Here is a 22,037-nt window from a genome sequence, read left to right on the forward strand (position 1 = left end):
AAGCAGCTCATTTTTTAAGAGCACGCCAAAGAAGTCTGACTATGCAATTTCCTGAATCCTGGTTGCGCGAATTCTGCAACCCGCCGCTCACAACCCAAGAACTGGCCGACACCCTGACCATGGCAGGGTTGGAGGTTGAAGAGCTGCAGAGCGTGGCGCCGCCGTTCACGAAAATCGTCGTGGGCGAGATCAAGGACGCCCAGCAGCATCCCAATGCCGACCGCCTGCGCGTGTGCCAGGTGGACGTGGGCCAGGGCGAGCTGCTCAACATCGTCTGCGGCGCGCCCAATGCGCGCGTGGGCATCCGCGTGCCCTGCGCCTTGGTGGGCGCCGAGCTACCCCCCGGCGAGGACGGCAAGCCCTTTCTCATCAAGGTCGGCAAACTGCGCGGCGTGGAAAGCCAGGGCATGCTGTGCTCGGCGCGCGAGCTCAAGCTCTCCGAAGACCATGGCGGCCTCCTGGAGCTGCCGCTGGACGCCCCGCTGGGCCAGGACATCCGCCAGTACCTGAATCTCGACGACACCCTGTTCACGCTCAAGCTCACGCCCAATCTGGCGCATTGCCTGAGCGTCTACGGCGTGGCGCGCGAGGTCGCCGCCCTGACCGGCGCGCCGCTCAAGGCGCCCGCGTTTCCCGCAGTGGCCGTTGCGCTGGACGACCAGCTGCCCGTCAAGGTCAGCGCCCCCGACCTGTGCGGCCGCTTCTCGGGCCGCATCGTGCGCAACGTCAACACGCAGGCCAAGACCCCGCAGTGGATGGTGGACCGCCTGGCGCGCTGCGGTCAGCGCAGCGTGACCGCGCTGGTGGACATCTCCAACTACGTGATGTTCGAGCTGGGCCGTCCTTCGCACATCTTCGACCTCGACAAGATCCATGGCGGCCTGGAGGTGCGCTGGGGCCGCGCGGGCGAGCAGCTCAAGCTGCTCAACGGCAACACCGTCGAAGTGGACGAGAAGGTCGGCGTGATCGCCGACGAGCAACAGGTCGAATCGCTCGCCGGCATCATGGGCGGTGACGCCACGGCCGTGTCCGACGGCACGCGCCACATCTACGTCGAGGCCGCCTTCTGGTGGCCCAAGGCGATTGCCGGTCGCTCGCGCCGCTACAACTTCTCCACCGATGCCGGTCACCGTTTCGAGCGCGGTGTTGATCCACAGCTCACCGTGGAACACATCGAGCGCATCACGCAACTCATCCTTGAGATCTGCGGTACACCCGAAACCGTTTGCGGCCCCGTGGTGGACCAGCAGGCAGGGATGCCTGTTCCACAGCCCGTCACGCTGCGCGTAGCGCGCGCTGCCAAGGTGATTGGCATGCCACTCACCCAGGCGCAGTGCGCCGACGCACTCCAGCGCCTGGGGTTGTCCGTGTCGCTGGGCGATGCGACGGTCACGGTGGTGCCGCCCTCGTACCGTTTCGACATTGCGATCGAAGAAGACCTGATCGAAGAAGTTGCACGCATGGTGGGTTACAACCAGCTGCCCACCACCCCGCCGCTGGCCCCGATCACCCCCAAGTTGCAGGCTGAAAACCGGCGCGGCCCGTTTGCGGTGCGGCGCCAGCTGGCCGGCTTGGGTTACCAGGAAACCATCAATTTCAGCTTTGTCGAGGAGCGCTGGGAGCATGGGCTGGCAGGCAATCCCAACCCGATCAAGCTGCTCAACCCGATTGCCAGCCAGATGGGTGTCATGCGCTCGACGCTGCTGGGTTCGCTGCTGCAGGTGCTGAAGTTCAACCTTGATCGCCGCACCGAGCGTGTGCGTGTGTTTGAGATGGGCCGCGTGTTTCTGCGTGATTCGTCCGTGGAAAACACCGATACGACGGTGGAGGGGTTCGACCAGCCGGTGCGCGTTGCCGGTCTGGCGTGCGGCCCGGCCGATAGGCTGCAGTGGGGACGCAAGGAGCAGGCGGTCGACTTCTACGACGTCAAGGGCGATATCGAAGCCTTGCTGGCACCCTTGCAGCCGCAGTTTGAAGTGGCCGCACACCCTGCAATGCACCCGGGTCGCTGCGCCCGCGTGCTGCTCGATGGCGAAGCCATCGGCTTTGTCGGCGAGTTGCACCCGCAGTGGCGCCAGTCGTGGGAGCTGGCCCAGGTTCCCGTGCTGTTTGAACTGGACCTGAACGCCGTGCAGGGGCGCGTGGTGCCGCGGTTCAAGCCGGTTTCCAAGCACCAGTCGGTCGAGCGCGACCTGGCGGTGGTGGTCGCCGAGCAGGTGACCCATGCCGATATCATGGCGTCCATTCGGGCGGCATTGCCGGGCACCCTGTTGCGCAATGCCGTGCTTTTCGATGTCTATCGGCCCAAGCCCGCCAAGCATGAAGGCGCTGCCGAAGGATCCAACAGCCTGGCAGCAGGCGAAAAGAGCCTTGCAGTGCGCCTGACGTTAGGCGGTGACGCCAACCTGACGGACGCTGAAATCGATGCAGCCATGCAAGCGGTGTTGACCCGCCTGGTAGAGCAAGTCGGCGCAAGACTGCGCGTGTAAAACAGGAATGGAGCAGTGACGTGATCGAATTTGCGGTAGAGAGTCTCGAAACGCCGGCCCTGACCAAGGCGCAGCTTGCGGACCTGTTGTTTGACCACATCGGGCTTAATAAGCGCGAGTCCAAGGACATGGTGGATGCCTTCTTTGACCTGATCGCGCAAAGCCTGGTGGAGGGTGAGGACGTCAAACTGTCGGGGTTTGGCAATTTCCAGATTCGTACCAAGGCGCCTCGCCCTGGCCGCAATCCGCGCACGGGGGAAGCCATTCCCATTGGCGCGCGCCGCGTTGTCACCTTCCATGCCAGCAGCAAGCTCAAGGAGCAGATCCAGGGCGCTCCTGAGTGATGGGGGCCGGGCCCCGTTGTTGTGGCTCATTTGCTGCAGCCGGGTGGCGTTTAACGTGCGTCTGCAGTAGGCTTAAGGGTTTTCCGTCGCTGCATTGTTTCTGATCTGAATTCATGGGCACGCTGCTTCCTTCCATTCCGGCCAAGCGCTATTTCACTATTGGTGAAGTGGCCGAGCTTTGCGGCGTCAAACCCCATGTGCTGCGCTATTGGGAGCAGGAATTTACCCAGTTGCGCCCCATGAAACGGCGTGGAAACCGCCGCTACTACCAGCACCACGAAGTGTTGATGATCCGCCGCATCCGGGATTTGCTGTACGACCAGGGGTTCACCATCAGTGGCGCCCGCAACCAACTACAGGATTCACACCATGCGCAGCGACCTGCCTTGGAGATGCAAGTCGATACAGCGTTGCCCATGGACCCGTCACCCGAAGAGGTTTTGACGGGTCGATTGCAGAGCTGGGAAGCTGTTCAGAAAGAGTTGTTTGAAATTCGGGCGCTTCTTTCGTTGGACGCATAATTTTCGGCCTATAATCACAGGCTTGTCGGCGTGTGGCGCAGCCTGGTAGCGCACTTGCATGGGGTGCAAGGGGTCGAAGGTTCGAATCCTTTCACGCCGACCAAATATAAAGAAGACAACGGGTTACAGTAGAAATGCTGTAGCCCGTTTTCATTTCTGCGCAAGTTGCGCCCGTGTCCTGTAGTCTGCAGGAAGCTAGGCCGGATGTGCGTTGATACGGCTGTCGGAGAAAATCATGGAAAAGCATTACCTCACCCCTCTTTTCTCTCCCGAAACTGTTGCTGTCTTTGCCGGAGACTGCGAAGACGACGCCCATTTGACTTCTCAGGCCAAAGCGCTGCATGAAGCGTTGAGAGCGCAGCGTTATACGGGACGCCTGGTCTTTGTGGATCTGCAAAAAACGACGGGCTCCTTGGCCGATCTGGTTCAGACACGCGCCGATTTGGCGGTCATCGCACTGCCTGCGGCCGATGTGGCGGCGGCACTGGAAGTGGCGGGACGCATGGCCTGCCGGGCGGCGATGATTGTTTCGAGTGGCATTGGCCCCGACCTGGCCACACAACTGAAAAAGATTGCCCACCGCGAGGGCATGTACCTCCTGGGGCCCAACAGCCTGGGGCTGCAGCGGCCGGCCTTGCAACTCAATGCCAGTGCTGCGGGGCCGTTGGCCAGAACCGGCTCACTGGCACTGGTGTCGCAATCGGGGGCGCTCACAGCGTCCATCCTGGATTGGGCGCGCAACAATGCCGTGGGGTTTTCTTCCGTGGTGTCGCTGGGACCGAACACCGATATTGATATTGCGCAGGTGCTGGATTTCCTGGCCAATGACCCCCAAACCCACAGCATTGTGGTGTACATGGAGGGCATTACCAGCGCCCGTGCTTTCATGAGCGCTCTGCGGTCGGCAGCCAACGCCAAGCCCGTGGTGGTGCTCAAGGCTGGGCGCAAGCCGGCGGGCAATGAAGCCGCGCAGACCCACAGCGGCACCATCGTGGGCAGTGATGATGTGTTCGATGCCGCCTTGCGGCGGGCGGGTGCTGTGCGGGTGCGGTCCTTCGTGGCGCTGTTTTCTGCGGCCAAGTGCCTGGCATCGCGCTACCGTCCTGTGGGGCGGCGGCTGGCCATCGTCACGAATGGCGGCGGCCCCGGTGTCCTCGCGGCCGACTGGGTGAACGAGATTTTTCTGGATTTGGGCAAGCTCTCGCCAGAATCAGCTGCTGCACTCAAGCCGCAATTGCCAGAACTGGCCTCCTTGTCGGATTTGATTGATGTGTCGGAGGATGCCACTGCCGAGCATTACCGCATCGCCGTTGAAGCCGCTTCCAAAGACCGGCAGATTGACGGTGTGCTGGCCATCCATTCACCCAAGTCCGGTGTGGACCCTTCAGACGTGGCGCGCGTGTTGGCCGAAGTCAAACGCCAGATGACCAAGCCGCTACTGACCTGCTGGATGGGTGACGCCACCGTGGTCCCGGCCCGGGGCATCTTGCTTGAAGCCTCTATCCCGAGTTTTCGTACTCCTGAGGCGGCGGTTGGCGCTTTTGGCAACATCGCCGCCTTCCACCAGAACCAGCAACTGCTGCAGCAAACGCCGCCACCGCTCTCGGCCCTTGCCAAACCGGATATCAAGGGTGCGCGTTTGGTCATCGAGAGTGTGTTGGCCGAGCGCCGCAAGGTGCTCACCGAGATGGAATCCAAGACGCTGCTGGCGGCATTCCACATACCCGTCACCAAAACCATTCTGGCGCGCAGCGCGCACGAAGCCATGATGATCGCCACGCAACTGGGTTTTCCGGTGGCGCTCAAGATCGACTCGCCCGACATCAGTCACAAGTCGGATGTGCAGGGCGTGGCCTTGAACGTAATAGACGGCGCAAGCGCTCGTGATACCTATACCGATATGGTGGCGCGCGTAGCGCGCCTGCAACCCCATGCCCGCATCAATGGCGTCACCGTGCAGAACATGGTGCGCGCACGACGGGGGCGTGAAGTGTGCATTGGGTTGGTGACGGATGATCCCTTTGGTCCAGTCATTACCTTTGGTGCCGGGGGCACGATGATCGAGCTCATCAATGACCGTGCCATGGAACTGCCGCCCCTCAACCAGTTTCTGGCGCGCCGTTTGATCGAGCGTTCGCGCGTTGCCGAAACGCTGGGAGAGTGGCGCGGTGCCACGGCCGCAGACCATGAGGCGCTGGAGCAAATTTTGCTGCGTGTGTCAGAAATGGTGTGCCAGCTGCCGCAGCTGCGCGAGATGGACATCAACCCCATCATCGTGGATGAGTCAGGCGCCGTGGCGGTGGACGCCCGCATTGTGATCGACCATGCCCCGCATTCCGGCAATGGCAGTGTCGGCCAGTATGGCCACTTGGCCATCCTGCCGTATCCCGCGCGCTACGAGCAGATCTGGCCGCTGCGCGGCGGTGGTGAATACACGGTGCGCCCTATCCGGCCGGACGATGCGCAGATGCTTCAGACGCTGGTGCAGAACCTCTCGCCAGAGAGTCGCTATTTCCGTTTCATCTCATCCATGGCGCAGCTCCCGCCGATGATGCTGGCCCGCTTTACCCTGATCGACTACGACCGTGAGATGGCTTTGGTGGCCATCTTCAAGGAACGCAAGGCAGGGCCGGATGGCGAAATCGTCGAAACCGAACGCATTGTTGGCGTGTCACGCTACATCACCAACCCCGACCATTCCAGCTGTGAGTTTGCCTTGGTGGTCGCGGATGATTTCAGTGGCAAAGGCCTGGGCTCACGGCTGATGCTCAGCATCATGGATGTCGCCCGTGACAAGGGGCTTGCTGAAATCGAAGGATTGGTGCTGGCGAACAACCCAGAGATGCTCAAGCTTATGCGCAACCTGGGTTTCTCGATCAAGGCTTATGCCGATGATCCGGAATTCAAGATGGTGACGCACACGCTTTAGCGAGGCAGGGTGCGGTTTTTCAGCCAATGATCACATCGTAGAACTGAGGTGTCCGGCGGCCATCAAAAAGGGGCGCAACACGCTCACTGGCTTGGGCATGGGCGGGGGTGCTGTGCATTTTCATGAAAATTTCATGGCTCTCATGCTCCACGATGGCCGCATAGTTGCCGCCCTTGAGGGGGTTCAAGAGCCGTCGGCTAATGAATCCTTCATGTTTTCCAAACTCATCGTTGGTCTGGATAAACCACTCACGAAACTCGGCATCCTTGCCCGGCTGGATCGGTGGGAAATCGATAATGACAATGAACATGGTGCGTACCTCGGTTTTTGGGATTGAAGATTCCAACGAGCGGGGAGCGTAAGTTCCACCGCTCTTTCCGGTTCAACCTGCCCTTCAGTGCGGCACCTTGATCGCCTTCCAGCCTGCATGGTCGAAGTGCTTGCCGTATGCATTGGCGGCCTGGGCAACCTTGACGACTCCCGCAGCGCGTTTCTTCTCGCCTTCCTTGCCCTCGGCGGCTTCCACGCCGCTCATCATGTCTGCCACGATGATGTGAAGTTGCTCATCGGCCTTGGGGTCGAGTTTGCAGTTCTCCACGATATAGGTGATTTGCGCTGTGACGTCCTTGCCAAAGGCTTCGTAATCGGCAACCTTTGCCTTGCCTGAATGGGCCGTGGGCAGCGTCTGCGAAACCGTTTGGTGGATGGTCGACATGGCCTGGCGCAGCGCGTCGTCGGTGCCCCATTTCTTGCCCGCATTCAGTTCGAGCTTGTGGGGGGCGGACTTGCCGTGGTCATGGGCGTCGGTAGCGGCCAGCGCGGCCAGGGGGGACGAAAGGGCAACGGCGAGCATCAGGGCGATGGGTGATTTCATGGGGACTCCGTGAGGGTGGATGGAAACTGGGGCCTCGCGATTGCGGGGCCTTACTGGTTTCAACGAGCCGCCTCCGAAAATGTTCCATTTTCTTTGCATCTTTTTTCTCTGTATGGCTGCCGCGGGCTGCAGAGCCGCTGCTTCAGTCCCGGTGCAGCTGTTCTTCCTCCGTGCTTTCCTGGGCGTAGCGGTTGAGCAGCAACTCCATCAGGCGCGTGCGCTGGTGTTCGTCCAGCAGGGCGCGTTCAGCCAGCAGCTGCGCGATGACACGTTGCTGCTGGGCACCCTGCAGGCGAGCGATGGCAGCCTGCTCTGCGTCGATGGCGGTACGGTCGGGTGTGGCGGCAAAGATATGCCGGACCAGCGCCTCGCGGTGCTGGCGGATGGCCTGCCAGTTGGCCGCCAGTGCCTGCAGAAAGTCTGGCTCCAGTGCCTGCCAGCGCGCGCGCTGCTCGGCGTTCAGCGCCAGGTGGTCCTGCAGGTTCAGGGGTGCTGGATGCACCGGGTCGGTCTGCGGCCGGGGCCTGGATGATTGCCAGAGCAGGGCGCCAGCGATGCCCAGATTGAGCGACAGGGAGATGGCCAGCAGAGAGCGGGTCCAGTGGTTGCGGTTCATGGCATTCCTTTCGTCAGGCGGCACAGTTCAGCGGCGGCGCACAGCCCGCCTGGCGGCACCGGATCGAACACCCGCGCCATGGTGGCCGGGCGTGTGCTGGCGGCCCCGCCGCCAAGCAGCAGGCCGCCCATCCAGACGCCCGAGGCCAGCGCCATGCCGGCTGCAAGGCCCGCCGGTAGCCAGCCGCCCCAGTCGCCCAGCCAGTGCCGGGTCGGTGGGTGTTGTGGCCTGGGGCGCAGGCGGCCTTCCAGGCGGGAGGCGAGGTCAAAGCCCAGCGTGGGCGACGGCAGCGCGCGCAGTGCGTGTTGCAGTGACGTCAGTTCGCCAAGCCGGTGCTGGCACGCAGGGCAGCCCTGCAGGTGCTGCTGGAGCTGCGCGTGATCGCGCGGTGCGAGCATGTGGTCGGCGTAGGCGGACAGTTCTTCGGTTCCGGGGCAAGTCATGGCATTTCCTCCTGTCAGCGCGGCATTTTTTCCAGCAGTCCGGCGCGGGCCCGGGCGATGCGTGATTTCACGGTGCCCAGGCCGATGTCCAGCACGGCCGCGATATCTTCATAGGACATGTCTTCGATCTCCCGCAGCAGCAGGATTTCCCGGTGCTCGGTGGGCAGGCGTGCCAGTGCCCGCTCCAGCGCATGAAAGCGCTGCCGGGTTTCCAGCGCCGCATCGGGCGCGGGGGCCGGGTCGGGCAGGGAGGCCTCGTCGTCGTCTTCCAGCGCCACGAATTCGACCCGCTTGCCGCGCCGCAGCCAGTCAAAGGCCTGGTTGCGCGCGATCTGGAACAGCCAGGTCGTGAAGCGCGCCTCGGGGCGCCAGCGCTCCAGCGCTTCGTAGGCGTGGAGGAAGGTTTCCTGGGTCAGCTCCCGTGCGTCGTCCTGGGAGCGTGTGAGCCGCACCAGGAACCGGTAGATGCGGTCCTGGTAGCGCCCCACCAGCTCCGAGAACGCTGCGCGGTCGCCCCGCTGTGCGTGGGCGATGCAGTCGTCGTCATCGAGATGGCGAAAGGATCTCATGGTGCTTGCCAGTGTCAACGAACGGGACGCGCAAAAGTTCCATATTTTTGCGCGCAGCCGGGGTCATGAGACTACTGTGTACAGGCCGCCTCGCCCATGTGTCCCGGCCGTGTGGGCCTAGCCTAGGTTACCAACCGGAATCTGGCGAGCGCGCTGGGCAGCGGCTGCCTCGGTCCGAACCACCTCGCGATTGGTCCGGGAAGGGGTATCCATGCTTGGCGGGGCGGATTCGTTCTTGAAATGGGGTGCTGCCATCCGGGCTTCGGCCCGTACTGCGACCCTGTCGCGGTAGGGCGTGAAGCGTGCTTCGAAATCCAGGCCGTAGAGGTCACCCTGTGACGCGGCCGAGTGCCGGTCCATGGCATCCGGGCTGTGCGGGGGGGCGGCAAACGAAACCATTGGTGCCGCGATGGCGAGGGTCCAGATAAGGAAGCGGGGAGATCGCATGGTAATTTCCAAGAGTTGAAGGATGGGGACCGACGTAGGCCGACCCTTGTCTGATTCAACGGTCGGCCACAGGAGTTGTTCCCACTATTTTTTTCTGCATGCGACCACCCGGACTGTTTTGTCTGTTGGGCGGGGGATCAGCCGATGGTCATCAGGCTGGCATTGCCGCCGGCCGCCGCCGTGTTCACGCTGAGCGAGCGTTCCAGCACCAGACGCTCCAGCGGCACCTCCGTTCCGCCTGCGGGCTGAGCGGTCACACCCACGATGGGGCCGGGGCGCATGGCGATGGTGCGGCAGGCGGAGCGTAGCGCATCGCTGTCGCCGTGGTGCAGCACGGCATCAAACCACACGCCGTCGGCCTGCCACTGCGCCACCAGTGCCACGCGCTCCTGCAGCGCGGCGGGCAGGCGGGCATGCAGGTCGGTGTGCTGCACCGGCCACAGGGCCTGACCGCCGGTGGCGAGCACGCAGGCCAGCTGGGTCAGCAGATCGCCATCCTGGCTCGCCAGGCACAGCACGCGCTCGCGGGGCAGGATCTGGTAGCTGTTGGTCTCGCCGGTGGGGCCGGGCAGGGTGCGCAGCACCCCGCTGGGCGTGGTGGCGGCCAGGTGCTGGCAGGTGTGTTCCAGCGCTGTGTTCTTGTGGCTGCGTGCCCAGTCTTCCAGTAGCTGCAGGTTGGCGAGCAGGGGCTGGCGCTGCGCTTCGTTGCGCGGCCTCGCTGCGTCGTCTTGTGCCAATGTGGTGGCCAGTGCATCGGCGGGGTAGCGGGACAGCATGCGCAGAAGGTACATGGGGCCGCCCGCCTTGGGTCCTGTGCCTGAAAGACCTTCGCCGCCAAACGGCTGCACACCCACCACGGCGCCCACCATGTTGCGGTTTACATAAACGTTGCCTGCGCGGGCCTGGTCCACCACCTGGGCGATGGTTTCGTCGATGCGCGTGTGCACACCCAGTGTCAGGCCGTAGCCGGTGGCGTTGATCTGTTGCAGCAGGCGCGGCAGATCTTTGCGGGCGTAGCGCACCAGGTGCAGGACGGGACCGAACACTTCGCGTTCAAGTTCGACGATGCTGCTGATCTCGATCAGTGTCGGCGGTACAAAAGTGCCGTTTTCCGTCACGAACGTTGTGCGGGCCTGGTGCTGGAACACACGATGGCCCTTGTCCCGCAGCGCATCAATGTGCGCCAGGATGCCGCTGCGCGCCTGCGCGTCGATGACAGGGCCTACGTCGACCTTCAGGGCGTCGGGGTTGCCCAGGCGCAGCTCGCCCATGGCGCCTTGCAGCATGGCCACTACCCGATCGGCAGCGTCCTCTTGCACGCACAGCACGCGCAATGCGGAGCAGCGCTGGCCTGCGCTGTCAAAAGCGGAAGCCACGGCATCGCCCACCACCTGCTCCACCAGGGCCGAGGAATCGACAATCATGGCGTTCTGGCCACCCGTTTCGGCAATCAGCACCACGGGGTTGCCTGCGGTATCGAGCCGGCCCGCAATGCTGCGCTGCAAAATGCGCGCCACCTCGGTTGAACCGGTGAACACCACACCCATGATGCGATCGTCACCCACCAGGCGTGCGCCTACCGTCTCGCCCTGGCCGGGCAGCAGTTGCACGGCGGCACGGGGAATGCCGGCCTGCCACAGGGTGCGTATTGCCTGGGCCGCAATCAAAGGCGTCTGTTCTGCCGGTTTGGCCAGCACCGTGTTGCCTGCGGCCAGCGCTGCAGCCACCTGGCCCATGAAGATGGCTAACGGGAAATTCCAGGGGCTGATGCAGGCCACGGGGCCCAGTGGGATGTGGGTCGTATTGTCAAAGCTGTGCTGCACCCGGGCGCCGTAGTAGCGCAGGAAGTCCACCGCTTCGCGTACTTCGGCAATGGCGTTGGTGCAGGTCTTTCCGGCCTCGCGCATCAGCAGGCCCAGCAGTGCTGGCGTTTGCTGCTCCAGCAAGTCTGCCGCGCGTGCCAGGGTGGCCGCGCGCTCTGCGGGCGGCGTGGCGGCCCATTGCGGTGCGGCTTGGTGGGCCCAGGCCACGGCATGGTCCACATCGCTTTCGGTAGCCTCGCACACCTGGCCCACCACGTCGCGGTGGTCGGCCGGGTTACGCACCGGCACGGCAAGGGCGGGCGCTACGTCTTGCGCCAGCAGAGGGCCTGCCTGCCAGGGCTGGCGGGCACTGTCTTGCAGGGCGGGGGCCAGGCGGGCAAGTTCGTGTTCACTGGACAGGTCCAGCCCCCGGGAATTGGGGCGTTCAGTGCCGTAGAGCTGCGGGGGTAGTGGAATACGTGGGTGGGGCAGGCCTGAAGCGCCTTCTGCTGCAGCCGCTTGCTGTACTGTCACGACGGGGTTGCGCACCAGTTCGTCCAATGCGATGGAATGATCCGCAATGCGGTTCACGAACGACGTGTTGGCGCCGTTTTCCAGCAAGCGGCGCACCAGATAGGCGAGCAGAGTTTCGTGCGTGCCCACGGGCGCGTAAATGCGGCAGGGGCGCCCGAGTTTGCCGACCGTGACGGCGCCTACCACCTGCTCGTACAGCGGTTCGCCCATGCCGTGCAGGCACTGGAACTCATACTGGCCGGCATAGTAGTTGTTGCCGGCCAGGTGGTAGATGGCGGCCAGCGTCTGCGCATTGTGCGTGGCAAATTGCGGGTAAATGGCCTCAGGCGCGGCCAGCAGCTTGCGCGCGCAGGCAAGGTAAGACACATCGGTGTGCGTCTTGCGCGTGTAGACCGGGTAGTCGTCCAGGCCATCGACCTGGGCGCGCTTGATCTCACTGTCCCAGTACGCACCCTTGACCAGCCGAACCATCAGGCGCCGTTGTGTGCGCCGGGCCAGGTCGATCACAAAATCGATCACGCGCGGGCAGCGCTTCTGGTAGGCCTGGATGACGAAGCCGATGCCGTTCCAGCCCTGCAGGCTGGGGGCATGGCACAGGCGTTCGAGTAGATCGAGCGAAATGTCGAGCCGGTCGGCTTCTTCGGCATCGATATTCAAGCCGATGTCGTACTGGCGCGCCAGTTCGGTCAGGCGCAGCACGCGCGGGTAGAGCTCATTCATCACGCGCTCCCACTGTGCGCGGCTGTAGCGCGGGTGCAAAGCCGAGAGCTTGATCGAGATGCCGGGGCCTTCATAAATGCCCCGACCGTTGGACGCCTTGCCGATGGCGTGGATGGCCTGCTCATACGAGGCGTAATAGCGCAGCGCATCCTCGCTGGTGAGTGCGGCCTCGCCCAGCATGTCGTAGGAATAGCGGAAACCTTCGCTCTCCATCTTGCGCGCATTGGCCAGTGCTCCGCCAATGGTCTCGCCCGTGACGAACTGCTCGCCCATCATACGCATGGCCATGTCGACGCCCTTGCGGATCAGCGGCTCGCCGCCCTTGGCCGTCAGGCGGCCGAGCGAGGCCGACAGGCTGCCCTCGTTGTGCGTGGAGACCAGCTTGCCGGTCAGTAGCAAGCCCCAGGTGGCGGCGTTGACGAACAGCGAGGGGCTTTTGCCCAGGTGCTGCTCCCATTGGCCGTTGCTGATCTTGTCGCGGATCAGCGCATCGCGCGTGGCCTTGTCCGGGATGCGCAGCAACGCTTCGGCCAGGCACATCAGCGCAACGCCCTCGTGCGACGACAGGGCAAATTCCTGCAATAGCCCCTGCACGATGCCTGCCCGGCCTGCCGAGCTTTTGCGCTGGCGCAGTGTGCCGGCAATGCGCAAGGCCAGTGCCTGGGCGGCGGCGTCCAGGTCCGGCGGCAGTTGAGCTTGCTCCAGCAAAGGGGCCAGTGCCTCGGGCTCTGGCGTGCGGTAGGCCGCTGTAATGGCCTCGCGCAACGGACCTTGATCTGCAGGGCGTGGAGCAAAGGCGGCGAAGGGCAGGGCAGGGGCGGCAGGCGCGTGGAGGGGCTGGTTCATGGCGATGGTTTCGTGCAAGAAGAGAGTGATCCCGATACAGCGAGATCATCATCGGTGGGGCGCAAAATTAATGGTCAAATATCGCCGAACAAACAAAACAATTCACTATTCATGAGCGACTTTGGGGCCGATCTGGACCGTATCGACCGAAAAATTCTTGCAATCCTGCAGGATGACGGACGCATCGCCAACCTCAAGCTGGCTGAAAGCGTGGCCTTGTCGCCCACTGCCGTGCTCGCACGGGTGCAGCGGCTCACACGCGACGGCTTCATCGTGGGCTATGAAGCACGGCTCAACCCGCTCAAGCTGGGGGCTGGCATGCTGGTGTTTGTCGAGGTTTTGCTCGACCGCACCACGCCCAATGTGTTCGACCAGTTCAAGGCCGCGGTGCAGGTGCGCCCCGAAATCATGGAGTGCCACATGGTCGCTGGGGGCTTTGATTACCTGCTCAAAACCCGTACCGCCGACATGAATGCCTACCGCGAGTTTGCCGGTGCCGTTTTGTGGCAACTGCCGGGGGTGCGCGAGACACGCACCTATGCCGTGATGGAAGAGGTCAAGCACAGCACCCGTCTGCCACTGGACTGAATCCATGCTTTTGAACAGCGGTGCCTGCCTGCATAATGGCCCGCAAAGAACCCCAGAGAACCCCAGAGAAGGAGAAAAACCCAATGCGCATGCTCTCTATGGCCGCCGCTGTCCTGGCGGCTGGCCTGTTCAGCCAAGGCGCCTTTGCCGCCTGCTATGTTGTGTATGGCCCTGACAAAAGCGTGGTGTACCGCGCGCCCGAGCCACCGGTGGATTTGTCCCGTCCCCTGCACGAGACCTTGGCCGAGGTGCTTCCTGGCGGCACTCTGGTGTTTTCGCTCGAAGACTATGGATGCGATGTGGAAGTGCACAAGCTGCCCGTGGCGCGACAGGCCGGGCAGGAAAAATCCCGCTGAGCCCGCCTTGGGGTCGGCGGCGGCCGCGCTGAGGCTCTGAGACAATCAGAGCATGAGTGAACCGACAGAAAAACAGCCCTCCCCCACGCCCGATTGGCTGGAGATTGAATCCCTGGACCTTGAAGCCCAGGGCGTGGCCCACAAGAGTGATGGCAAGGTGGTCTTCGTGGAAGGAGCCTTGCCGTTCGAGCGGGTAAGCGCCAGCACCTACCGCAAGAAGAACAACTGGGAACAGGCCCACCTGACAGCGATTCACCGCGAATCACCGCAGCGCGTGCAGCCGGGATGCCCGCATTTCGGCCTGCATTCTGGCGCCTGCGGCGGCTGCAAGATGCAACACCTGCATGTGGGCGCCCAGGTGGCCGTCAAACAGCGGGTGCTGGAAGACAACCTGTGGCACCTGGGCAAGGTCAAGCCTGAAATGCTGCTGCGCCCCATCGAGGGGCCTACTTGGGGCTACCGCTACCGGGCGCGCTTGTCGGTGCGCTACGTGATCAAAAAAGGGATCGTGCTGGTGGGTTTTCACGAGCGTAAGAGCCGCTATGTGGCCGACATGGAAGTTTGCCCGGTGCTGCCGCCGCATGTCAGTGCCCTGCTCATGCCGCTGCGCGCACTCATCACTTCGCTCGATGCGCGTGACACCTGCCCGCAAATCGAACTGGCCTGTGGCGACACCGTGACGGCGCTGGTGCTACGCCACATGGAGCCGCTGAGCGGCGAGGATCTGGTGCGCCTGCGCAGTTTTGCTGCCGAGCAGAACGTGCAATGGTGGTTGCAGTCCAAAGGCCCCGAAACAGTGCGCCTGCTTGATGAAGGCGGCGAGCAACTGGCCTATGCGCTGCCCGAGTTCGGTATCACCATGCCCTTCAAGCCCACCGATTTCACCCAGGTCAACCCGCATATCAACCGCGTTTTGGTCTCGCGCGCCCTGCGCCTGCTCGATGTGCAGCCGCACGAGCGCGTGATCGACTGGTTCTGCGGTTTGGGCAACTTCACCTTGCCTTTGGCCACCCAGGCCCGCGAGGTGCTGGGCATCGAGGGCAGTGAGACTCTGGTGGCGCGGTCCCGCGAGAATTATGATAGAAATTCGGCCCTAAGGCAGGAAGGTAATGCGCTGGCAGCTACTAATTTTGTAGCGCGCAATCTGTTTGAGATGACGCCTGAAATGCTGGTGCAGGATGGGGTGGCGGACAAATGGCTGGTTGATCCTCCGCGCGATGGCGCTTTTGCGCTGGCCCAGGCCCTGGCCGCCATCGAGCAGGCACGCCGCGGAGTCGAGGGTGCTGCGCCGCTGCCTGCGGGGGCTGAACACTGGACACCTCCGAAGCGTATCGTCTATGTGAGTTGCAACCCCGCCACGCTGGCGCGCGATGCCGGGTTGCTGGTGCATCTGGCGGGTTACCGCTGCACGGCAGCGGGCATGGTCAACATGTTTCCGCACACGGCCCATGTGGAGAGCATGGCGGTGTTCGAGCGGGATGCCGACTGAGCGGTCAGGACTTTTTCTCTGCAGGTTCCGTTTCGATGTCGCTCGCAGGTTTCGCGGCGCCGGGTGCCTTGCCCATGACCGAGGGCGAGCCCTCGATCTTGTTTTCGCGCATGTACAGATCCATGTCTTTCCAGCCGTTGAAGACCGCGGCCTTGCTGGCTTTGGGGTTGAGCGCGTAGCAGTCCTCCAGGCCGCGCAGCGCATGGCGGCAGGCGCCGCCGATGGCCTTGGCCTCCTCCTCGCGCTGAGCGATGCGGGGGTCGGGGCCCAGCCCGGGAATATCACAGCCCGAGAGCAGTGACACCACGGTTGCGGCCAGAAGAATGCGGCGGGGCATGGCAGATTTTTGAGGGAACATCTTTCTCCATTATCGGCAACCCGGCGCCAGGGTTGAGGCATGCTGCGGGTATATGCCCAGCAAAAAGGCTCCCGAGGGAGCCTTTGCGAGGATGGTTGGGTGCGGTATCAGTCGCGCTCGCCGCCCATGATGCCCAGCAGAGCGAGCAGGCTCTGGAACACGTTGAACAGGTCCAGGTACAGGGCCAGCGTGGCGCTGATGTAGTTGGTCTCGCCACCGTCCAGGATGCGTTTGAGGTCGTACAGCATGTAGGCGCTGAAAATACCAATGGCCGCCACCGAGATGGCCATCATGCCGGCCGACGAGCCGACAAACACGTTGACCATCGCGCCCACCATGAGCACCAGGGCGCCCACGAACAGCCATTTGCCCATGCCCGAGAGGTCACGCTTGATGACGCTGGCCAGGCTGGCCATGACAAAGAAAACACCGGCCGTGCCGGCAAACGCCGTCATGATGAGCTCGGTGCCATTCGAGAAGCCCAGCACCATGCCGATCAGGCGCGACAGCATCAAGCCCATGAAGAAGGTAAAGCCCAGCAGCACGGGGACACCGGCGGCAGAGTTCTTGGTTTTCTCGATGGCGAACATGAAGCCGAAGGCGCCGCCCATGAAGACAATCAGGCCCACGCCGCCGCGCAGCGACTGGGTGATGCCCGTGGCCACGCCCAGCCATGCCCCCAAGACGGTGGGCAGCAGGCTCAGCGCCAGCAGCCAGTAGGTATTGCGCATCACCTTGTGGCGCTGCTCCTGCGAAATGCCGTAGCCATAGTCCGCAGAGGGGAGGGTGGTGACCCGATCGTTCATCGTTTCTCTCCTGAGTGACCTGCACAGCGCAGGCCGCATGATTGTAGATGGTGATGCATACAGCCATTTGCAATGGCGGGCACTACCTCGTTTTGGGTCAGGATTCTTTTGCCCTGCAAGCCAATGACGGATGTGTGACCCCGCGCTATCCTTTCGGTTCCATCACCCAGGCCCACGGGCCACTGAACAACGGCCCACAAGGCCGCATACCGCATGAAGACCACCTTTGAACTTGAACTGGCCGACGTCAAGAAAATTGCCGCCGCTGCCGAAGCCGAAGCCCTGAAAAACCAGTGGGCCGTAACCATTGCCATCGTCGATGCCGGCGGCCACCTGCTCTCACTGCAGCGGCTGGACGGCGCGGCGGCCATTTCTGCCCACATCGCGCCTTCCAAGGCCCGCACGGCAGCCCTGGGGCGCCGCGAGAGCAAGGTGTATGAAGACATCGTCAATGGCGGGCGCACGTCTTTCCTGAGCGCTCCAACGATCGATGGTTTGCTGGAAGGTGGCGTGCCGATCCTCAAGGACGGGCAGTGCCTGGGCGCCGTGGGCGTGAGCGGCGTCAAATCGACTGAAGACGCTCAGATTGCCAAGGCCGGGATTGCTGCGCTCGGGTTGTAATCGATATTTTGCTATGGAATAAAGAGCTGCTAGCGCTTAATGGAAGGGCGTTACAGCCACTTTTCATTAAAAAACCGGCCAATGGCCGGTTTTTTGCTGGATCGGTGGAAAAAAAGCCTGGCTACGCGGGAGTACCGTTGGCTGGCAAAAACGACTCTCACGGACTGGACTGTCAGTCCGGGAGTCGCCCCACGATGATCGTTGCGCCCTGCACGCGGGTTGCTGTGGCAGGCGCGCTGAAATTCATTTGGTCAGAATCAGCTTGCCCAGGCGCGTGGCCTGCAAGCGGTAGAGAGCGCCGTTGTGGTGGATGGTGACTGCCTTCTGGCCTTGCAGCAGGGCATGGCTTTCTACCGCTGGCAGATGGTCTTCACGGGGCACTGCGGCAGGGGAGGCTGCGGGCGGGGTCTGGCTGAACAGGACGGGAAGGTGCAGGGTGGTGGCGTGCATGGAACAAAAAGCTGTGCTGTGCGATGCAGGTAATGATAACCATTCTCAACAAACTGTCCAGCACATTTTGAAGTTTTTTATTCTTGGGGATCGGTCACGAAACCAATCTTGCGCACGCCCGCGCGCTGGGCGGCGGCCAGAGCCTGGGCCACGCGTTCGTAACGCACTTCGCGGTCGCCGCGGATGTGCAGGTCGGGCTGCGGCTCGCGGGCGCCTTCGGCTTGCAGGCGGGTGGCCAGTTCGGCATCGTCAATGGTCTGGCCGTTCCAGTAGTAGGTGCCATCGGCCGCTACGCTCAAGCGCACCGTCTCGGGCTTGAGTTCTTCGGCCGTGTTGGTTGCGCGTGGAAGATCGACATTCACCGAATGCTTCATCACCGGTACGGTGATGATGAAGATGATGAGCAGCACCAGCATGACGTCCACCAGCGGCGTCATGTTGATCTCGTTCATCACCTCGTCGGCTTCGTCCTGGGTACCAAAGGCCATGGTCAGGCGCCTTTCTTGAGCGGGCGCACGTTGCCGCTGTCGCCCTGGGCATTCACCCGGGCGCCGGTCACAAAGTAGGCGTGCAGGTCATGGGCAAAGCTGTTGAGGCGCATGAGTATGTGCTTGTTGCCGCGCACCAGGGCGTTGTAGCCCAGCACGGCTGGAATGGCCACCGCCAGGCCCAGCGCCGTCATGATCAGGGCCTCGCCAATGGGGCCTGCCACCTTGTCGATGGTGGATTGGCCCGAGGTGCCAATGGCCAGCAGCGCGTGGTAGATGCCCCAGACCGTGCCGAACAAGCCGACGAAAGGCGCCGTGGAGCCGACCGAGGCGAGGATCGCCAGGCCCGATTGCAGGCGGGCGGTAAAACCGTCGATGCAGTTGCGCAGGCTGCCCGTAATCCAGTCGCTGATGTCCAGGCTCTCATGCAACTGGCCCTTGGTGTTGCGGTGGTGCGCCGTGGCTTCGCGCCCTTCCATGGCGAGCTGGCGGAAGGGGTTGGAGGGGTCGCTGCCCAGCCGGGTCAGCCCGGCGGCAAAGTCTTCGCTGTGCCAGAAGGTTTGCACCGCGCTGGCGTGCTTCTTGTATTTGACGATGTCCAGCGCCTTTACCAGGATGACGATCCACGAGGCCAGTGACATGCCCAGCAGCAGCACGGCGACAGCCCGGGTGACGAAGTCGCCCTGGGTCCAGACGTTGGCAAGGCCGAATTGCGATTCCATGAGAACTCCTGAAAATTATTCGAGAACAAAATTGATGGGCACCTGGTACCACATGGCTTCGGCCACGCCGTTGCGCTTGCCGGGCACGAAGCGCCAGCGCCTGACGGTGTCCTGGGCCTGGCGGTCGAGGCGGTCGAAACCGCTGGATTTCTGGACCTCCACCTTTTGCGGCAGACCATCGGTACCAATGAGTACGCGCAGCATGACCTTGCCCTGTTCGCCCATGCGTTTGCTGATGGCCGGGTAGCTGGGCGCCGGGTTCTGCAGGTAGGCGGCGTTGCTCGATGGCAGTTCGATGCGCGCGGGGGCCGGTGGGGCAGGGGGCGCCGGTGGTGCCGCCACTTCCACAGGCGCCTCGATGGGCGGCGCGGGTGGCTGTGGTGTCGTCACGCCCAGGGGGGCGTTGGGCGCAGGCGTGGGGTCGGGCACCGCCATGGGCATGGGGGCTGGGCGGGGCTTTTGAATTTTGGGCGCGGGCTGCACCGGCGGGGGCGCGGGGGGCGGGGGCGGTGCCACCTTGGGCGCGGGCGGGGTGATGAACTCGCTCAACAACTCGACGGGAACGACCACTTCCACGGCGCGGCGCAGCAGGCCGGTTTGCAGGGCCCACAGGCCAGCCACATGCAGCAATACCACGCCGATGGCGATGACAGCGGTGCGACTCAGCCCTCCGGGTTGCTCGAATCGATCGTAGGTTGACATAAAAAATGAATAGCAGTCAGCGCAGTACAGGCCTGCACCACGGCAGAAATGAGGCGTTTTTTAACGGCGCAAAATCCAGCCCAGGGAACCCACTACCAGCAGCAGGCAGATCAGCAGTGTAGTGAAAAGCTCCATGGCGGCTCAACCTGCACAGGCGCAGGTTGACGGTGTGCATGCGGCTGTATTGTGCAATGCAGCAACCGGGTGGCTGCTTTGGCACTGGGCCACCACATCGCGTGCGCAGCCTTCGCACTGGCCGCACTGGGTGGCCACGCCCAGTTCAAACTGGATTTCGTCAAAGCCCATGCCCGCACGAACGTGGCGAGCGATTTCACGGTCAGAGACCCGGCGGCAGACACAGACGATCATGGCAGTCAGTGGTGGATAAAGTGATGAAATTATAAATGCGAATCCATCGCATTAGCAATATGTGTGGATCTTTGGGATGGATAAACACAGGTTATTCGAGCAGGGCGCGGCTGGCATGCGCGGGCGTGGCGCAGCCGGTCAGGGCCATGGCCATTTCCAGTTCGTCGCAGAGCAGGCGCAACACATGGGCGACACCGGTGGCGCCGGCGGTGGCCAACCCGTAGATGGCGGGGCGGCCCAGCAGCACGGCCGTTGCGCCCAGTGCCAGGGCCTTGAGCACATCGGTGCCGCGGTGGATGCCGCCATCGACCAGCAGCGGTAGAGCGCCTTGCAGGGCATCGGCAATCCGCGCCAGTGCATGGGCCGAGGCAGGTGCCGTGTCAAGCGTACGGCCGCCGTGGTTGGAAACGATCAGACCAGCCACGCCCAGGGCGGCCGCCTGCAGCGCATCCTGGGGGTGCAGCACGCCCTTGAGCAGCACCGGCAGGCGCGTCTGTGATTGCAGCCACTGCACATCGTCCCAGGTGGGGGCGTGCTCGACGAGGCCCTGGCACAGCAGGTGGGTACCGTCCGTGGTTTGCGGCTGAGGGGGCGGCGGAGCCAGCCCGGCCAGGTTCACCGCTGCAATGCCGGGTGGCAGGTGAAAGCCTGCGCGGCGTTCGCGGTCGCGTGCACCGCTGGTGGGGGCGTCTACTGTGAGCACCAGGGCTTCGTAGCCTGCGGCCTCTGCGCGCTGCACCAGCGCGCGGGTGAAGCCCCGGTCGTGCTGCAGGTAGAGCTGAAACCACAGCGGGCCACGCGCCGGGTCGTCCAGAAAGACCTGGGCCACTTCTTCCAGCGGCGTGCTGGCCTGGGTGCTGAGCACCATGCCTGCACCCAGCGCAGCGGCCGCATAGGCGCTGGCCCGTTCTCCGTCGGGGTGGGCCAGCCGCTGGTAGGCCACCGGGGCCAACAAAATGGGGTGGGCCAGCGTGCGCCCCAGCAGGGTGGTGCGGGTGTGGCCGCCGGCAAGAGAGCGCAGTATGCGCGGCTGCAGGGTGAGCCCGTCCCAGGCGCTGCGGTTGGCGCGCAGTGTGATTTCGTCCGCAGCGCCGCCGCTGAAATAGGCCCAGGCGGGATCGTCCAGGCGCTGGCGTGCATGCTGCGCGTAGTCGGCCAGGGCCACGGTGTCTTCTGGAATAGGCTGGCGCTGCAGTGAAAAAGTTTTAGTCAAAATGGCCTCTAGGGCAATACCATCAAGCGCAAGCAGCTATTGTTTTTAAGTCAGGCATCAGCCCACATGCGCAGCAGGTTGTGGTAGGTGCCCGTCAGCCCGACGACGGCGGGCGCGCTCTCGCCGATGGCGCTGCGCAGCTTGAGCAAATCCATGTCCATGTCGAACAGCAACTGGCGTTGCTCGGTCGAGCGCACCATGCTTTCGATCCAGAAAAAGCTGGCTACGCGGGCACCCCGCGTGACGGGCGTGACCTGGTGCACCGTGGAGCTGGGGTAGAGCACCATGTCGCCTGCAGGCAGCCGCACGACGCGCTCGCCCTGCGGGTGCTGGATGAGCAGCTCGCCGCCGTCGTAGTCCTGCGGGTCGGTGAGGAACAGGGTGCAGGAAATGTCGCTGCGTACCCATTGGTCGGGTACCTTGGAGCGCAGTACGGCACCGTCCACATGGGCGCCGTAGAAGTTGCTTTCGCCGCGGTAGCGGTTGAACAGCGGGTTGAATATTTTTTTGGGCAGCGCGGCAGAAAAGAACACGGCATCGCGCTGCAATGCAGACAGCACCAGGGCGCGCAGTTGCTGCGTCTGGGTGCTGTCCTGCGCGAGTTGCTCGTTGCGCTTGTGCGCCAGGGCCTGCGCCCCTGCGCTGCTGCGTCCATCCACCCAAGGAGCATCGTCGCCGAGCAGGCTGCGGGCAGTGGCGACCTCTTGGGGGGTGAGAATGTTTTTGAGATGCAGGAACATG

The 22,037-nt window shown here is 63.4% G+C and carries 24 protein-coding genes and 1 tRNA gene; 9 read left to right on the plus strand and 16 right to left on the minus strand.

From position 1 onward, the window contains the following. The first annotated feature begins 41 nt into the window (after positions 1 to 41). From pheT to C8D04_RS01525, 5 genes are all read left to right on the plus strand, one after another. Complete coding sequence (gene pheT, locus C8D04_RS01505; RefSeq protein ID WP_116003287.1) at positions 42 to 2,489, plus strand: phenylalanine--tRNA ligase subunit beta; 2,448 nt, start codon at positions 42 to 44, stop codon at positions 2,487 to 2,489. A 20-nt stretch (positions 2,490 to 2,509) separates the two neighbouring features. Continuing rightward, positions 2,510 to 2,833 (plus strand): integration host factor subunit alpha, encoded by a 324-nt coding sequence (locus C8D04_RS01510; RefSeq protein WP_116003288.1) that lies wholly within the window; start codon positions 2,510 to 2,512, stop codon positions 2,831 to 2,833. 113 nt (positions 2,834 to 2,946) lie between these two features. Then, positions 2,947 to 3,354, plus strand: a complete 408-nt coding sequence (locus tag C8D04_RS01515; RefSeq protein ID WP_116003289.1) for a MerR family transcriptional regulator — start codon at positions 2,947 to 2,949, stop codon at positions 3,352 to 3,354. A gap of 26 nt (positions 3,355 to 3,380) precedes the next feature. Then, positions 3,381 to 3,457, plus strand: a tRNA-Pro gene (locus tag C8D04_RS01520). A gap of 132 nt (positions 3,458 to 3,589) precedes the next feature. After that, positions 3,590 to 6,283: a bifunctional acetate--CoA ligase family protein/GNAT family N-acetyltransferase gene (locus C8D04_RS01525; RefSeq protein WP_199562955.1), complete on the plus strand. Its 2,694-nt coding sequence runs from the start codon at positions 3,590 to 3,592 to the stop codon at positions 6,281 to 6,283. Positions 6,284 to 6,302: 19 nt separating this feature from the next. Here C8D04_RS01525 and C8D04_RS01530 read toward each other — a convergent pair whose 3' ends face one another. From C8D04_RS01530 to putA, 7 genes are all read right to left on the minus strand, one after another. Then, entirely contained in the window at positions 6,303 to 6,593 is a 291-nt protein-coding gene (locus tag C8D04_RS01530) for an antibiotic biosynthesis monooxygenase (protein WP_116003290.1), read from the minus strand. A gap of 84 nt (positions 6,594 to 6,677) precedes the next feature. Then, positions 6,678 to 7,157, minus strand: a complete 480-nt coding sequence (locus C8D04_RS01535) for a hypothetical protein (RefSeq protein ID WP_116003291.1) — start codon at positions 7,155 to 7,157, stop codon at positions 6,678 to 6,680. A 142-nt stretch (positions 7,158 to 7,299) separates the two neighbouring features. Further along, positions 7,300 to 7,773 carry a periplasmic heavy metal sensor gene (locus C8D04_RS01540; protein WP_116003292.1) on the minus strand — a complete coding sequence of 158 codons (474 nt, stop codon included), beginning with the start codon at positions 7,771 to 7,773 and terminating at the stop codon, positions 7,300 to 7,302. Continuing rightward, positions 7,770 to 8,216 (minus strand): zf-HC2 domain-containing protein, encoded by a 447-nt coding sequence (locus C8D04_RS01545; protein ID WP_116003293.1) that lies wholly within the window; start codon positions 8,214 to 8,216, stop codon positions 7,770 to 7,772. The genes C8D04_RS01540 and C8D04_RS01545 overlap by 4 nt, the downstream gene beginning before the upstream one ends. Before the next feature lie 14 nt (positions 8,217 to 8,230). Then, positions 8,231 to 8,785, minus strand: coding sequence for a sigma-70 family RNA polymerase sigma factor (locus C8D04_RS01550; protein WP_116003294.1), 555 nt, complete (start codon positions 8,783 to 8,785; stop codon positions 8,231 to 8,233). Between the two features lie 117 nt (positions 8,786 to 8,902). Continuing rightward, the gene (locus tag C8D04_RS18775) at positions 8,903 to 9,184 is read right to left on the minus strand and encodes a DUF4148 domain-containing protein (RefSeq protein ID WP_243405754.1); all 282 of its coding nucleotides are present in this window, start codon (positions 9,182 to 9,184) and stop codon (positions 8,903 to 8,905) included. A 185-nt stretch (positions 9,185 to 9,369) separates the two neighbouring features. After that, the gene (gene putA, locus C8D04_RS01560) at positions 9,370 to 13,134 is read right to left on the minus strand and encodes a trifunctional transcriptional regulator/proline dehydrogenase/L-glutamate gamma-semialdehyde dehydrogenase (RefSeq protein WP_116005947.1); all 3,765 of its coding nucleotides are present in this window, start codon (positions 13,132 to 13,134) and stop codon (positions 9,370 to 9,372) included. A gap of 111 nt (positions 13,135 to 13,245) precedes the next feature. Here putA and C8D04_RS01565 point away from each other — a divergent pair, with 111 nt between their 5' ends. The 3 genes from C8D04_RS01565 to rlmD all read left to right on the plus strand — a co-directional run bounded on the left by C8D04_RS01565 (position 13,246) and on the right by rlmD (position 15,567). Beyond that, positions 13,246 to 13,722: an Lrp/AsnC ligand binding domain-containing protein gene (locus C8D04_RS01565; RefSeq protein WP_116003295.1), complete on the plus strand. Its 477-nt coding sequence runs from the start codon at positions 13,246 to 13,248 to the stop codon at positions 13,720 to 13,722. An 83-nt stretch (positions 13,723 to 13,805) separates the two neighbouring features. Continuing rightward, positions 13,806 to 14,078 carry a hypothetical protein gene (locus C8D04_RS01570; protein ID WP_116005948.1) on the plus strand — a complete coding sequence of 91 codons (273 nt, stop codon included), beginning with the start codon at positions 13,806 to 13,808 and terminating at the stop codon, positions 14,076 to 14,078. 52 nt (positions 14,079 to 14,130) lie between these two features. Then, positions 14,131 to 15,567, plus strand: a complete 1,437-nt coding sequence (gene rlmD, locus C8D04_RS01575; RefSeq protein WP_116003296.1) for a 23S rRNA (uracil(1939)-C(5))-methyltransferase RlmD — start codon at positions 14,131 to 14,133, stop codon at positions 15,565 to 15,567. 4 nt (positions 15,568 to 15,571) lie between these two features. Here rlmD and C8D04_RS01580 read toward each other — a convergent pair whose 3' ends face one another. After that, complete coding sequence (locus C8D04_RS01580; RefSeq protein WP_233521074.1) at positions 15,572 to 15,904, minus strand: hypothetical protein; 333 nt, start codon at positions 15,902 to 15,904, stop codon at positions 15,572 to 15,574. A gap of 128 nt (positions 15,905 to 16,032) precedes the next feature. After that, a complete protein-coding gene (locus C8D04_RS01585) occupies positions 16,033 to 16,731 on the minus strand; it encodes a Bax inhibitor-1/YccA family protein (protein WP_116003298.1) in 699 nt (232 codons plus the stop codon). A gap of 213 nt (positions 16,732 to 16,944) precedes the next feature. Here C8D04_RS01585 and C8D04_RS01595 point away from each other — a divergent pair, with 213 nt between their 5' ends. Further along, positions 16,945 to 17,352: a heme-binding protein gene (locus C8D04_RS01595; protein WP_116003300.1), complete on the plus strand. Its 408-nt coding sequence runs from the start codon at positions 16,945 to 16,947 to the stop codon at positions 17,350 to 17,352. 243 nt (positions 17,353 to 17,595) lie between these two features. On the opposite strand, the gene C8D04_RS01600 is transcribed toward C8D04_RS01595, so the two are convergent. The 7 genes from C8D04_RS01600 to C8D04_RS01630 all read right to left on the minus strand — a co-directional run bounded on the left by C8D04_RS01600 (position 17,596) and on the right by C8D04_RS01630 (position 22,036). Further along, positions 17,596 to 17,802: a hemin uptake protein HemP gene (locus tag C8D04_RS01600; RefSeq protein WP_116003301.1), complete on the minus strand. Its 207-nt coding sequence runs from the start codon at positions 17,800 to 17,802 to the stop codon at positions 17,596 to 17,598. Between the two features lie 77 nt (positions 17,803 to 17,879). Further along, entirely contained in the window at positions 17,880 to 18,290 is a 411-nt protein-coding gene (locus tag C8D04_RS01605; RefSeq protein ID WP_116003302.1) for a biopolymer transporter ExbD, read from the minus strand. A 2-nt stretch (positions 18,291 to 18,292) separates the two neighbouring features. Continuing rightward, complete coding sequence (locus C8D04_RS01610; protein ID WP_116003303.1) at positions 18,293 to 19,012, minus strand: MotA/TolQ/ExbB proton channel family protein; 720 nt, start codon at positions 19,010 to 19,012, stop codon at positions 18,293 to 18,295. A 15-nt stretch (positions 19,013 to 19,027) separates the two neighbouring features. After that, complete coding sequence (locus C8D04_RS01615; RefSeq protein WP_116003304.1) at positions 19,028 to 19,714, minus strand: energy transducer TonB; 687 nt, start codon at positions 19,712 to 19,714, stop codon at positions 19,028 to 19,030. 141 nt (positions 19,715 to 19,855) lie between these two features. Beyond that, positions 19,856 to 20,083, minus strand: a complete 228-nt coding sequence (locus C8D04_RS01620) for a (2Fe-2S)-binding protein (protein ID WP_116003305.1) — start codon at positions 20,081 to 20,083, stop codon at positions 19,856 to 19,858. Positions 20,084 to 20,174: 91 nt separating this feature from the next. Beyond that, on the minus strand, positions 20,175 to 21,296 hold the full coding sequence (locus tag C8D04_RS01625; protein ID WP_116003306.1) for an alpha-hydroxy acid oxidase: 1,122 nt from the start codon (positions 21,294 to 21,296) through the stop codon (positions 20,175 to 20,177). Between the two features lie 50 nt (positions 21,297 to 21,346). Next, positions 21,347 to 22,036 carry a Fe2+-dependent dioxygenase gene (locus tag C8D04_RS01630; RefSeq protein ID WP_116003307.1) on the minus strand — a complete coding sequence of 230 codons (690 nt, stop codon included), beginning with the start codon at positions 22,034 to 22,036 and terminating at the stop codon, positions 21,347 to 21,349. Between the last annotated feature and the right edge of the window lies 1 nt (position 22,037).

The organism is Simplicispira sp. 125 (genome assembly GCF_003096555.1).
In the GTDB taxonomy this organism is placed as follows: Bacteria; Pseudomonadota; Gammaproteobacteria; order Burkholderiales; family Burkholderiaceae_C; genus Simplicispira.

Coding starts and splice junctions, on each gene's coding strand:
- putA (WP_116005947.1), bottom strand. CDS start 13,134: ATGAACCAGCCCCTCCACGCGCCTGCCGCCCCTGCCCTGCCCTTCGCC.
- C8D04_RS01580 (WP_233521074.1), bottom strand. CDS start 15,904: ATGCCCCGCCGCATTCTTCTGGCCGCAACCGTGGTGTCACTGCTCTCG.
- C8D04_RS01515 (WP_116003289.1), top strand. CDS start 2,947: ATGGGCACGCTGCTTCCTTCCATTCCGGCCAAGCGCTATTTCACTATT.
- C8D04_RS01585 (WP_116003298.1), bottom strand. CDS start 16,731: ATGAACGATCGGGTCACCACCCTCCCCTCTGCGGACTATGGCTACGGC.
- rlmD (WP_116003296.1), top strand. CDS start 14,131: ATGAGTGAACCGACAGAAAAACAGCCCTCCCCCACGCCCGATTGGCTG.
- C8D04_RS01570 (WP_116005948.1), top strand. CDS start 13,806: ATGCGCATGCTCTCTATGGCCGCCGCTGTCCTGGCGGCTGGCCTGTTC.
- pheT (WP_116003287.1), top strand. CDS start 42: ATGCAATTTCCTGAATCCTGGTTGCGCGAATTCTGCAACCCGCCGCTC.
- C8D04_RS01535 (WP_116003291.1), bottom strand. CDS start 7,157: ATGAAATCACCCATCGCCCTGATGCTCGCCGTTGCCCTTTCGTCCCCC.
- C8D04_RS01545 (WP_116003293.1), bottom strand. CDS start 8,216: ATGACTTGCCCCGGAACCGAAGAACTGTCCGCCTACGCCGACCACATG.
- C8D04_RS01565 (WP_116003295.1), top strand. CDS start 13,246: ATGAGCGACTTTGGGGCCGATCTGGACCGTATCGACCGAAAAATTCTT.
- C8D04_RS01540 (WP_116003292.1), bottom strand. CDS start 7,773: ATGAACCGCAACCACTGGACCCGCTCTCTGCTGGCCATCTCCCTGTCG.
- C8D04_RS01610 (WP_116003303.1), bottom strand. CDS start 19,012: ATGGAATCGCAATTCGGCCTTGCCAACGTCTGGACCCAGGGCGACTTC.
- C8D04_RS01615 (WP_116003304.1), bottom strand. CDS start 19,714: ATGTCAACCTACGATCGATTCGAGCAACCCGGAGGGCTGAGTCGCACC.
- C8D04_RS01550 (WP_116003294.1), bottom strand. CDS start 8,785: ATGAGATCCTTTCGCCATCTCGATGACGACGACTGCATCGCCCACGCA.
- C8D04_RS01525 (WP_199562955.1), top strand. CDS start 3,590: ATGGAAAAGCATTACCTCACCCCTCTTTTCTCTCCCGAAACTGTTGCT.
- C8D04_RS01530 (WP_116003290.1), bottom strand. CDS start 6,593: ATGTTCATTGTCATTATCGATTTCCCACCGATCCAGCCGGGCAAGGAT.
- C8D04_RS01595 (WP_116003300.1), top strand. CDS start 16,945: ATGAAGACCACCTTTGAACTTGAACTGGCCGACGTCAAGAAAATTGCC.
- C8D04_RS18775 (WP_243405754.1), bottom strand. CDS start 9,184: ATGGTTTCGTTTGCCGCCCCCCCGCACAGCCCGGATGCCATGGACCGG.
- C8D04_RS01630 (WP_116003307.1), bottom strand. CDS start 22,036: ATGTTCCTGCATCTCAAAAACATTCTCACCCCCCAAGAGGTCGCCACT.
- C8D04_RS01600 (WP_116003301.1), bottom strand. CDS start 17,802: ATGCACGCCACCACCCTGCACCTTCCCGTCCTGTTCAGCCAGACCCCG.
- C8D04_RS01605 (WP_116003302.1), bottom strand. CDS start 18,290: ATGGCCTTTGGTACCCAGGACGAAGCCGACGAGGTGATGAACGAGATC.
- C8D04_RS01620 (WP_116003305.1), bottom strand. CDS start 20,083: ATGATCGTCTGTGTCTGCCGCCGGGTCTCTGACCGTGAAATCGCTCGC.